At 32.6% G+C, this 11,689-nt stretch carries 11 protein-coding genes; 5 read left to right on the top strand and 6 right to left on the bottom strand.

Annotated elements, in window-relative coordinates:
- Window positions 1–154 precede the first annotated feature (154 nt).
- Window positions 155–2,743 carry an ATP-dependent chaperone ClpB gene (gene clpB / locus HVS_RS04215; protein ID WP_101299556.1) on the top strand — a complete coding sequence of 863 codons (2,589 nt, stop codon included), beginning with the start codon at window positions 155–157 and terminating at the stop codon, window positions 2,741–2,743.
- Between the two features lie 761 nt (window positions 2,744–3,504).
- Here clpB and tnpC read toward each other — a convergent pair.
- Together tnpC and tnpB (HVS_RS04225) are read right to left on the bottom strand one after the other, a co-directional pair.
- On the bottom strand, window positions 3,505–5,154 hold the full coding sequence (gene tnpC, locus HVS_RS04220) for an IS66 family transposase (RefSeq protein ID WP_101299558.1): 1,650 nt from the start codon (window positions 5,152–5,154) through the stop codon (window positions 3,505–3,507).
- A 95-nt stretch (window positions 5,155–5,249) separates the two neighbouring features.
- On the bottom strand, window positions 5,250–5,435 hold the full coding sequence (gene tnpB / locus HVS_RS04225; RefSeq protein ID WP_101299560.1) for an IS66 family insertion sequence element accessory protein TnpB: 186 nt from the start codon (window positions 5,433–5,435) through the stop codon (window positions 5,250–5,252).
- A 140-nt stretch (window positions 5,436–5,575) separates the two neighbouring features.
- Between tnpB (HVS_RS04225) and HVS_RS04230 the strand changes: the two genes are divergently transcribed.
- The 3 genes from HVS_RS04230 (at window position 5,576) to HVS_RS04240 (ending at window position 8,500) form a co-directional block, all read left to right on the top strand.
- Window positions 5,576–6,169, top strand: a complete 594-nt coding sequence (locus tag HVS_RS04230; RefSeq protein WP_101298571.1) for a hypothetical protein — start codon at window positions 5,576–5,578, stop codon at window positions 6,167–6,169.
- Between the two features lie 169 nt (window positions 6,170–6,338).
- Window positions 6,339–7,697 carry a DDE-type integrase/transposase/recombinase gene (locus HVS_RS04235; RefSeq protein ID WP_101299562.1) on the top strand — a complete coding sequence of 453 codons (1,359 nt, stop codon included), beginning with the start codon at window positions 6,339–6,341 and terminating at the stop codon, window positions 7,695–7,697.
- Window positions 7,698–7,699: 2 nt separating this feature from the next.
- A complete protein-coding gene (locus HVS_RS04240) occupies window positions 7,700–8,500 on the top strand; it encodes an ExeA family protein (protein WP_101299048.1) in 801 nt (266 codons plus the stop codon).
- 326 nt (window positions 8,501–8,826) lie between these two features.
- On the opposite strand, the gene tnpB (HVS_RS17035) is transcribed toward HVS_RS04240, so the two are convergent.
- From tnpB (HVS_RS17035) to HVS_RS04255, 3 genes are all read right to left on the bottom strand, one after another.
- Entirely contained in the window at window positions 8,827–8,937 is a 111-nt protein-coding gene (gene tnpB / locus HVS_RS17035) for a transposase (protein WP_242971723.1), read from the bottom strand.
- 71 nt (window positions 8,938–9,008) lie between these two features.
- On the bottom strand, window positions 9,009–9,344 hold the full coding sequence (gene tnpA / locus HVS_RS04250; protein ID WP_101299566.1) for an IS66 family insertion sequence element accessory protein TnpA: 336 nt from the start codon (window positions 9,342–9,344) through the stop codon (window positions 9,009–9,011).
- Window positions 9,341–9,751, bottom strand: a complete 411-nt coding sequence (locus tag HVS_RS04255) for a hypothetical protein (RefSeq protein ID WP_159063379.1) — start codon at window positions 9,749–9,751, stop codon at window positions 9,341–9,343. Before HVS_RS04255 ends, tnpA begins: the two co-directional genes overlap by 4 nt.
- A 34-nt stretch (window positions 9,752–9,785) precedes the next feature.
- On the opposite strand from HVS_RS04255, the gene HVS_RS04260 reads away from it, so the two are divergent.
- Complete coding sequence (locus HVS_RS04260; RefSeq protein ID WP_101299571.1) at window positions 9,786–11,234, top strand: IS91 family transposase; 1,449 nt, start codon at window positions 9,786–9,788, stop codon at window positions 11,232–11,234.
- 189 nt (window positions 11,235–11,423) lie between these two features.
- On the opposite strand, the gene HVS_RS04265 is transcribed toward HVS_RS04260, so the two are convergent.
- Complete coding sequence (locus HVS_RS04265; RefSeq protein ID WP_101299573.1) at window positions 11,424–11,660, bottom strand: hypothetical protein; 237 nt, start codon at window positions 11,658–11,660, stop codon at window positions 11,424–11,426.
- Window positions 11,661–11,689: the final 29 nt, after the last annotated feature.

The raw sequence follows: 11,689 nt of genomic DNA on the forward strand, positions 1-11,689 counted from the left end.
GAGTATAAATAGGCGGCAAAATATAAATAAGCAGCAAAATATAAATAAGCAGCAAAGTATAAATAGGCGGCAAAGCATAAATAAGCTGTAAGTATAATAAGCGATTAAAGTATAAATTAGCAGGAAAGTATGGCATGAAGCGGAGGTGTAAAATATGAATTTAGAAAAGTTTACAGAAAGAGCCCAAGCTGCAATTAGTACTTCCCAGGATGTGGCGATAAAAAAAGGCCATCAGCAATTAGACGGGGAGCATTTGCATTATGCACTGGTAACCCAGGAAGACGGGCTTATACCAAAGCTTATAAGCTATATGGGTCAGGATGTTGAATGGTATGTGGCAGATTTGGAAAAGGAGCTTTCAAGAATTCCAAGTGTACATGGAAGCAGCGTTTCAAACCTTTACTTAACCAGAAGATTCAGCCAGATTCTTCTTAACGCCCAGGATGAGGCAAAGCGTTTTAAAGATGATTATACAAGTGTGGAGCACATTTATATAGCACTTTTAAAGGAAAGGGGTACCCCTTCACAGAAAATTTTTAAAAACTACGGCATAACTTTGGAAAAGTTTATGTCTGCCCTTAGTAAAGTGAGGAGCAACCAGAGAATTACTTCCCAAAACCCTGAAGCCATTTATGATGCTTTAAAAAGGTTTGGACGTGATTTGTTGGATCTTGCAAGGGAAGGGAAGCTTGACCCTGTAATTGGAAGAGATGCTGAAATAAGAAGGGCTATAAGGATTTTGTCCAGAAGGACAAAAAACAACCCTGTGCTCATTGGAGAGCCGGGGGTGGGTAAGACTGCCGTTGTGGAGGGACTTGCCCAGAGAATACTAAAAGGGGATGTACCGGAAGGATTAAAGGACAAGACAATATTTGCCCTTGATATGGGTGCATTAATTGCAGGGGCAAAGTTCAGGGGTGAATTTGAAGAAAGGCTTAAAGCCGTTTTAAATGAGGTAAACAGCTCCAACGGAAGGATTATACTTTTTATAGATGAGCTTCATAATATTGTAGGTGCAGGAAAGGCAGAAGGGGCAATGGATGCAGGGAACATACTAAAGCCAATGCTTGCAAGAGGGGAGCTAAGATGTATCGGGGCTACTACATTGGATGAATACAGAAAATACATTGAAAAAGATGCAGCGTTGGAGAGAAGGTTTCAACCTATTTTAATAGACCAGCCTACAGTGGAAGACACAATTTCAATTTTAAGAGGGCTTAAAGAGCGTTTTGAAATCCACCACGGGGTAAGAATAACTGACAGTGCAATTATTGCCGCATCTGTCCTTTCAAACAGGTATATAAGCGACAGGTTTTTGCCGGACAAGGCCATAGACCTTATGGATGAGGCGGCGGCAATGATAAGGACGGAAATTGACAGCATGCCTGCTGAATTAGATGAGATATCCAGAAAAATAATGCAGCTGGAAATTGAAAGGCAGGCACTTAAAAAAGAAGAGGATGAAGTTTCTAAAAACAGGCTTTTGGCATTGGAAAAGGAAATTTCAGACAACAAGGAAATATATGACAGAATGAAGGCGCAGTGGGAATTGGAAAAGGAAGATATTAAAAAGGAGAAGCATTTAAAAGAGGAAATTGAAGAGGTGAAAAGACAGATAGAGGAAGCTGAAAGGCAGTATGATTTGGACAAATTGGCTATTTTAAAGCACGGAAAGCTTCCGGAACTTCAAAAACAGTTAGAAGAAGCAAAGAAGCGCAAAGAGTCAAATGAAGGGACTTTGTTAAAAGAAGAAGTGGGAGAAGAAGAAATTGCAGAAATTGTTTCAAGGTGGACAGGTATTCCTGTAACAAAGCTTGTTGAAAATGAGAGGGATAAGCTATTAAATCTTGACAATATACTGCACCAGAGGGTTGTAGGACAGGATGAGGCAGTGGAAGCCGTGACTGACTCTGTCATAAGGGCAAGGTCAGGGCTTAAAGACCCCAGAAGACCTATTGGTTCCTTTATATTTTTAGGTCCGACGGGAGTTGGTAAGACAGAGCTTGCAAAGGCACTTTCTGAGGCTCTTTTTGACAGTGAGGAAAATATAGTGCGCATTGACATGTCTGAGTATATGGAAAGACATGCAGTTGCAAGATTAATCGGGGCACCTCCCGGATATGTGGGATATGATGAGGGAGGGCAGCTTACAGAGGCAGTGAGGAGAAAGCCTTATAGTGTAATACTTTTTGATGAAATTGAAAAGGCTCACCCGGAAGTTTTTAATGTGCTGCTGCAGCTTTTAGATGATGGACGCCTTACTGACAGCCAGGGAAGAACGGTGGACTTTAAAAACACAGTTGTAATTATGACTTCAAACATAGGAAGCCAGTATCTTTTAGATGGCATTAAAGAAGACGGGGAATTAGAAGAAGGTGTAAGGGATAAAGTAACGGAAAGTTTAAACATGCATTTTAAACCTGAGTTTTTAAACCGTGTGGATGAGGTTGTAATATTTAAACCTTTGAGAAAAGACGAGATAATACAGATAATAGACATTATTTTAAAGGACCTTCAAAGAAGGCTTGATGACAGACAGATAAAACTTAATGTGACAAGGGAAGCTAAAGAGTATATTGTGGACAATTCATACAACCCTGTTTATGGTGCAAGGCCTTTAAAAAGATATATACAGAAGTTTGTGGAGACGGAGATAGGAAGAATGATAATAAAAGGCGATATAAGTGACGGAACAGATGTAAAAATTGATCTGGTGGATAATAAATTAAAGATAGTGGTATAAAAAACAGCCTGAATATTACAGTTTGAATATTGCAGTCTGAATATTAACAGTCTGAACACTTTAAAAAAGGGAGTGTAAATAATTTTGTGGGTTTAGATTTTATGTAAATCCTTCTCAGCAAGAAACATTAATTAATTTTAGTTTACAGAATATATAACTGCATTTTGTTTTTCATTATAGAGTTTTGCCAATTATTAAAGTTTTATACATAAATTTTTTAATAATTGGCAATACTTATTTGTCTAGCAAATTTAAAAAAGTAAAAACATAAAAGTACAATGTTAATTTAATTTGCTTTTTGTCAATAATTCTATTGAGGCCCGGCTCTGCCGATACCCTGCAATGCTGGGAAGCAACAGGGAACCTACAACCGGGCTGAAACCATACAAGTTTCAGGGAAGCGTATAAAATCCTATATAAGATTCTATATTTTTTATGATGAAGGAGCTTTGCAGTGTTTAATTTTAGTGCTAATAACATGGTAGTGATAAATTGCAAAGAATTAGATAGATACAATATTTTTACAATGAAGGATCTTGACACTAACCGGGTTTATTTACTCTATGACTTCAGGAAAAAACATGTCTTTAAAAGAGACAAAATATATTGTGTTTCCGGAAAAGTCAACTCTGCAGACAAATTATACGTAAGCGTCAAGAAATTAACGTCTAGAATTAAACTTTAATAAATGATATAGTTTTATTTATAAAAAATTATTTTATATTGAACGTTGAAATTTTAATAATATTTAGCTATGAAAATTATTTAGTAGGTATTTTTAAGTTATCTGGCAAACTTTTAGACCAAGGCATTAAATCCTTTAATTTAGACTTATCATTTATTTTTAGATTGGACAAGGCATTTATTAAATATGTCAAATATTTTTCCACCATTAGTTTATTAGCTTTTGCTGTTTCCATTATACTATATATAATACTGCTAGCCTTTGCACCTTTTTCGGTTTTACAAAAAAGCCAATTTTTACGTCCAATTATAAAAGGTTTTATTGCCCTTTCTGAAGCATTATTGTCAATTTCTAATGAGCCATCTTCTAAAAATATCTTGAAATTTGGTACATGATTTTTTGCATACTCTAAAGCCCTTCCTAATGCACTTTGCCCTAAGGAATTATATATGTTAGCATTTATAAATTCTATAAATTCATCAATTATGGGAGCAGATTTTTCTAGCCTGACATTATAACGAATGTCAAAGTAGTCATCATTTTTACTGTACTTTTCTCGAAGCTCCGTTTCTATTTTATAAAGTTTTTCACAGTAAACAAACCCTTTATATGCTAATGATTCTTCTCGGGCTTCCTTACTTAGCGTTATTACTATGTCATGAAACTTTCGCCGTATATGGGCTAAGCAATAAAGCTGCTTTACATTTTTTACTCGATTGTAACCGGCATATCCATCAGTTTGAAGATATCCTGAAAACTTCTTGAGAAAATTTTTAGGATTTATTCCTGATCCTGTCCTTTGATATTCATACAAAATTATTGGATTTATATTAGTTCCACTTTTATATAACCACATATAGTGCTTAGTTCTTGATTCATCTCCATTTTTCTCTAAAACTTTCAAAGTAGTTTCATCAGCTTGAATGTAATTTCTTTTAAGTAACTCTTTTTTCATTATTTTATAAATTAGTTCAAATTCATTAGCAGCTCTAACTATCCAATTTGATAATGTTTGTCTAGATAAGCTTAATCCAAGCATCTTAAAATAGTTTTCCTGTCTATATAGAGGTAGCGCATAAAGATATTTAAGACTCATTACATGACTTAATATTTCATTTGAGGCCATACTCTTAGAAAGTAAAGTATTTGGTGCTTTAGAAGTAATTATATTTGTTTTTTCCTCTTCTGGTTGACAAGATTTACATGCATAACTATAGTTTATATGTTCTTCTACATATAGTTTGGCTGGAATATATTTTAATATTTCTTTAGAAGTAGTTCCTATAAAATCCATAGGGGTAGAGCAGCAATCACACTGCCTTTCATTTTCTTCAAGTTTGTGATGAATTGTTACCCTTTCTAATTCTGATAAGTTCTCTTTTTTAGTATTCTTTTTAGAAGACTTGTTTCGTATATATTTAATCTCTTCTTTTTCTGGCTCTTCTTTCTTGAGGTCACTATAAAGTTCAGCTTCATTAAAGAGAGATAATTGCTCACCAGAAAATTTTTCGCTTGATTTTCCAAAAATCTTTTTATTTCTATTTAAAATTATACTTTTTAAATTTTCTATTTCGATTTTTAATGCATTAATTTCTATATCTTTCGATTTTAATTCTTTGTCTTTCGATTTTAATTCTTTGTCTTTCGATTCTAATTCTTTATTTATATCAAAAATTAATTTTCTTGTATTTTCATCAAGCTGGATTTCATCGTGAATTTTTTGCACTTATAATAACCTCTAATCTCTTATTTTTTATAACTATATTATATCACAAAACCCTTTATATTACCAGCTTTTAAAGGGTTTTGTTTGTAAAATTTTTAAAAATATTTTCTACCTTTGACGGATTTAAATTTTGAAGTTGTTCTTACTTCATATCCTTTTAATAACCACTTTAACTCGTCTACGTCTACTTTAAGAGCCTCATTTTTTGTCATTGGCCATTTAAATTTATTTTCTTCTAATCGGTAGTAATACAACCAAAATCCATTGTTGTAGATTTTCATTTTAATTTAGGTAAATCTACCCTTATTTTATCACATTAAAATAGGTGAAAAAAATTTTTAACCCTACCGCAATTTGAAAAAATATTTTCACTTTACAGTAGGATTATTTTTTATAATATATTGCGGAGGGTGATGTAAAAATGCAATATATCTTCAATGTTCATGAAGGAATTCATGAATATATTAAACTTGGGAGAAATTATCCTTTTCCACCGCCACCAACTAAAAGATGTCACAATCCAAAATGCAATAAATTAGTTAGTTTCCGCAAACATGGCTTCTATGAAAGATATTATTACTCAAAAGAATATAAAGGGAAAATAGTAATCAGACGCTATATATGTCCTCTATGTGGATGCACCATATCATATATTCCTAACTTTTGTTTACCCGGATTTATTAATGCAATAAATCATATTTTTGAATACATATATAATTTATTTTATCGTAAAGGTAGTATTAATTCAGTTATAAAACAACTAAATCTAAAAAACAACGTACAGTTTTCAAGGCAAATTCTATACTATTACAGAAAAAAATTCATTAAAAATCTCAATACAATACAAAATGGATTAAGACAAATAATACACAAAGTGAAATTACCGGATGAAACACTTGGAAACACAGAAAAAGCAAGAAACGTTTTAGCAATAGTAGTAAGAGAATTCCCCAACATTCAACTATTCTCTCAAAAATACTATCAAGCTACCGCTAAAACATTTCTTGCAGCATGATTATAACATTAAAATAGGATTTTAAAAAGCGTCTTATGAAAAATTTTTAATGAAATCAACCGCAACACCATATTTTCCTTTACTTGAGCAAATAACTATGGTAACATCCGTGGTAAAGAACAGCCTGACCGGTCATGGCTTCCTAAAAATGCAACAGGAGGTCAGGAATATGTTAAGTGAAGAGGTAAGAAATGCCATTGCGTTAAAAAGATTTTCACTGATAAGTCCGATCCTAAATGGACAAGTGAATAATCGTAAGGACTATTATGCTCAAATTTCATCAAAACCCGTAGAAATGCCACACTATGGCATAAGAAAATATTCACCTAAAACAATAGAGTCCTGGTACTGTGATTACATGCGTGGAGGATTGGATGCATTAAAACCCGGATACCGGAAAGACAGGGGTAATTGTAGAAAAATAGATACAGAACTTGCTGAAAAAATCCTTGAGACGAAAAGAAAATATCCTAAAGCGCCTACTACAATCATCTATGATAAACTAATAAAAAAAGGCATATTAAAAGAAGGGCAAATATCACTTACCACACTATACAGGTTTTTAAAATTTTCAAATCATGAAAGCATTTATGAAACTGAAGAGAAAAAAGAAATTAAAAGATTTGCACATCAATATATAAATGAGTTGTGGTATGGGGATTTAATGTATGGACCTTACATACAGGAAGGCAGGAAGAAAAGAGCCACATACTTATTAGCATATATAGATGATGCATCAAGACTTGTACCTCACGGAGAATTTTACTATACACAAAATTTAGAATCGTTAAGGCATTCATTTAAAGAAGCGGTGTTAAAAAGAGGCATACCTTCCTTGCTCTATACGGACAATGGGAAGATTTACCGTTCACAGCAGTTTGAATTTATGTGCGCGGACGTAGGATGCGCTCTTATACATTCGAAACCCTTTGTTGCACATAGCCGGGGAAAAATAGAAAGGTTCTTTTTAACAGTTAGAAAAAGATTTTTATCCCAACTTAATATGAATAAAATTAAGAGTTTAGAAGACCTGAATTTTGAGTTTTGGAAATGGCTTGATGAGGATTACCATAAGAAGCCTCATTCATCACTTAAAGGGGTAACACCGTTAGACTTTTTTATGTCACAGGCTTCAAGAATAAAACAATGTACTGACCCTGCACAGTTAGAAGAAAAGCTTCTTTTACGTGTAAAACGCAAAATTAACCATGACGGCACATTTTCCATAAACAATATACTGTATGAAACTGACATTAAGTTTGCAGGTTTAAGAGTTGAAGTCAGATATGACCCTCAACGGCTTGACATACCTTTTTGGCCGGTATTCATATACTATGAAGGCAAGAAAATCGGTGAAGCCTTGCAGGTTAATTTTCATGACAATGCCCATATGAAACGAAGGGGCAGACCTAAAAATTCTGAGTTAATAGTGGATTTACAAAATAACGAAGTATCTGTAACACATGCTGACATGCCTAAATCAAAACAAACAATTTCATTTAAAACAATTATGGAAGGAGAGAAATAATTATGTTCAGACAGTTTTTTGGACTAAAATACAATCCTTTTGGAAAAGAAATTGATATTTCTGATGTTTATGAAAGTGAAGATATTAAGGAATTAAATTCAAGATTTAAATATATTCAAAACATCCGGGGAATGTTTCTTTTAGTCGGTGAACCGGGAATGGGAAAATCCACCGCCTTAAGAAAATTTTCAGCCGGGTTAAATCCGGGACTTTACAAACCCTGCTATTTTTCTCTCTCAACAGTTACCGTTATGGATTTTTACCGGGGTCTTTTAATATCTTTAGGAGAAGTGCCTTCACATAAGAAGGTTACAATGTTTCATCAGATACAACAAGCAATAATGTCTTTGTACTATAATCAAAAAATTACTCCGGTTATTATCCTTGACGAGGTACAGATGCTGTCAAACAGCATACTTGAAGAATTAAGGCTTTTATTTAACTTTAAAATGGACTCTGAAAATCCTTTTATATTAATATTGTCGGGGCAATCGCAAATCAGGAACAAATTACAGTTAGCGGTAAATGCACCTTTAAAGCAGCGTATAGCCGTAAAATACGTAATGCAGGGGTTAAAGCCTGAGGAACTTTCAGACTATATTTTTACAAGGCTAAAGTCTGCCGGTTTACATGAAAATATATTTACCCAGGCTGCAATTGAAGCTATTTATTCTGCATCAAAAGGCGTACCCCGCCTTGTTAACAGTCTTGCAACCTCAAGCCTTATGTATGCTTGTTCAATAAAGCAAAAGCATGTAGATGAAGAAATCGTATACCAAGGACAAAAAGATTTTGATATCTAAAATACTTTTATCTTTAACCGGCAGCCTTAGTACAACGGTTATAAACCGTTTAAGTAATAAATGTTGTGAACTTATTGAATTTATACTTAAAAGTTTTCTATTATCAATATTTTGATTAAAATTTTAAGAGCAGTTAATCTGCTCATTTTTATTATACAAATTTGAAAGTGTTATGCAATACTTATTTTTCCAAATTTTATTTTGAATCCTACTGGAATTTGAAAATTTGATTATCGCGTTCCTATTTTAATTTGAAAATATTCACTAATTTGTGGTAAAATTGACCTAAAATAATTTGAAAATATTATCTAATTTAATTTGAAAATTTACACATTATCAAAGTGTAATACTTTTAGTTTGTTCATCTGTCTGTTACAAAAAACAAATAGTGCCTTTTCATAAGGATCTAGCTTAAGCTCCATCTTTATTATAACCATTAACCCATCTATACTTTTTCTTAAGTCCGTGACACCACTAGCTAAATATACAGTATCTATCTCATTAATATTTAACAACTTCTTACTATCTCCTTTAGTGCATTTGATAAAGATAACTCATCTGAATTAGATATATATATTTTAGCCTTTCCAATTTCTATTCTTATTTCATTAGATGGGTTAAGATTATTTTTTACATCAGGTGAGTTCTCTATTTTATTTTTCCTACCATTTAAATTAATAGCATGAAATATTGATTCGTTTTTCTTCCTTAGTTTTTTTCTTTGATAATATAACCTATGGATATTTACATCATACTCTCTACAAAAACCAGATATTGTTCCTTCATATTTTGAGAATTTTTCTAAAATATCCTTCCAATATTCATTTGTCTCTATTTGATTCAATTAAAAAACCCCCTATACTTTTGATAATTCAATTGTATAGCAAATTTTTTAGTATTTATATCCGTTAATTCTTTTACGCTTACATTTAAACTCTCAGCCAACTCTTTTATTTCTTCTGTAAATTGAGCTTCTGAAGTCTCTTTCAAATCTTCTTCTGCCGGTATATTTGAAAAAACTGAAGCCTTCTTTTCCGTCGAACTCATCTTATTTATACCGGTTATTTGTGTATCTTTTGACAATATAGAAGGTTCAACTTGTACATTTTTATGCGGTAGACTGCTACCTAAAGTCTGATTTGCCTGAACAGGCTTTATAAGCTTACCCAACTCTACAATCTTCTTTATTACTACTTTATGATAAAAAGATTTACATAATACAATATTTGTGTTAAAACATATATAGAACATTTGTTCTATATATGTTTTAAGAGTGTGAGTACTAATGCTTTATGAAAGTTCGAATAATCAGGGGATATATTCTCCAAGAGAGCCACGGAAAAATTATTATTATAGGTGCGTAGAAGAGAATTTTGAAGTTTTGGAGAGAGTGTGGGATGATAGGTACCAAAATACATACGGTTATTGGAGATCCCATATTCTAGATGTTATATATGATTACCTTGATTGTGGGAATTTGCATCTAGGGTTTGCCCGTGTTAAGTGTGAAGATTGTAACAAGGAGTATCTATTGCCTTTTTCATGTAAACGGAGGGCGTTCTGTCCTTCATGTCATCAGAGAAGAGTAGTTGAATTTGGAGAGTTTTTATACACTGAGGTTTTAAAAGAAGTTTCCCACAGGCAGTGGGTCTTTAGTATACCCAAAAGACTTAGATGCTATTTTATGTATGACAGAAAGCTACTTGCAAAACTATCAAGATGTGCATGGAAAGTCTTATGTGATTATCTTAAAAGTTCATCTGGAGATAAAGATTCAGTTCCTGGTGTTGTTATAGCTGTACAAACATTTGGAGATTTTTTAAACTTTAATCCTCATTTACATGTAATTGCAACAGATGGTTGTTTTAAAGGGGACGGAGATTTTATAAAATCAGTATTACCTCAAGGAAAAGATATTGAGAAGGTTTTTCAGTCAGAAGTACTAAAGATGCTCAAAAAAGAGGGGAAAATTAATCAATTTATTATAGATAACATGCTTAGTTGGGAAAATACTGGATTTAATGTTTATTGTGGGGAGGCAATATACGCAGAGGAACAGGAGAGTATTGAAAAACTTGCTCAATATGTAGTTCGTGCTCCAATTTCTCAGGAAAGAATGTTTTACATACCACCAGAAGAAAGTTCAAATGAAGTTGGGAAAATTATTTACAAGGGTAAAAATAGCAGAGAAATTCAAGCTTTTGATGCTTTGGATTGGTTAGCACGATTGGTAACTCATATCCCAAATAAGGGAGAGCAATTTGTAAGATGTTATGGTTATTATTCAAATAAGAGTAGAGGACAAAGGAAAAAAGCTGAGATAGATGATAAAGTACCTGCAATTGTAAGTAGTGATTTATCTAAAAAAGCTTTTCGTAAAAACTGGGCAAGACTTATTCAAAAGGTTTATAATGTTGATCCTCTAAAATGTAAATATTGCAATGGGAAAATGAGAATAATTTCGTTTGTAGAGGATGAAGAAACTATCGAGAAGATTTTGAAACATTTGAAGCTTTGGGGAATTCAGAATCATGATCCGCCTAATCATTTCAAAATACCACAACAATTTGAACATTTTATATTGGCCAATTCATTGCTAATTGGAAACAATGAAAAAAGTAATGAAAATATGGGCAAAAATAAAGACGGTAATTATGAAGAACACAATTCTAATAATGTTTTTCCTGATTATGAAACTTGTGATGAAATGCCAAAATATGAGGACTGGTTTTAAAGAATAAATTCTTATAACCTTAAGTTTGTAGTGCTATTTTTTGTTTTGTGCAGGAGGTTCAATACTTAAAGATAATATTATTTTGGGATTATTATTTAAAAATGAAGCAAATGTATATTGTTTTGGATGATTTTTGATTTTAGTAGTGAAAAACAGAATTTAATATGATATTATGAAAAAAGCAAATACCTATCTATCCCCTTTTAAAGCCGTAAGCTTTGATACACTGCTTAAAAACCATGAATCGGATTTAACATCAGAAAACTTTTCCACTGTATATTTTTGAAGCTCCTCCAACTTTTCATTTACCTTGTTTATATCCGGATCCTTTCCTACTATATCCTCAATACTCTTTGCATTTACTAACAAGCTTGACATAATCATAACAACCGCTACGGTCATCAATAAAAATTTTTTCATGTTCATTATCCAATCCTCCCATATTACTGTTTCAA

Source organism: Acetivibrio saccincola (assembly GCF_002844395.1).
Classification (GTDB): domain Bacteria; phylum Bacillota; class Clostridia; order Acetivibrionales; family Acetivibrionaceae; genus Herbivorax; species Herbivorax saccincola.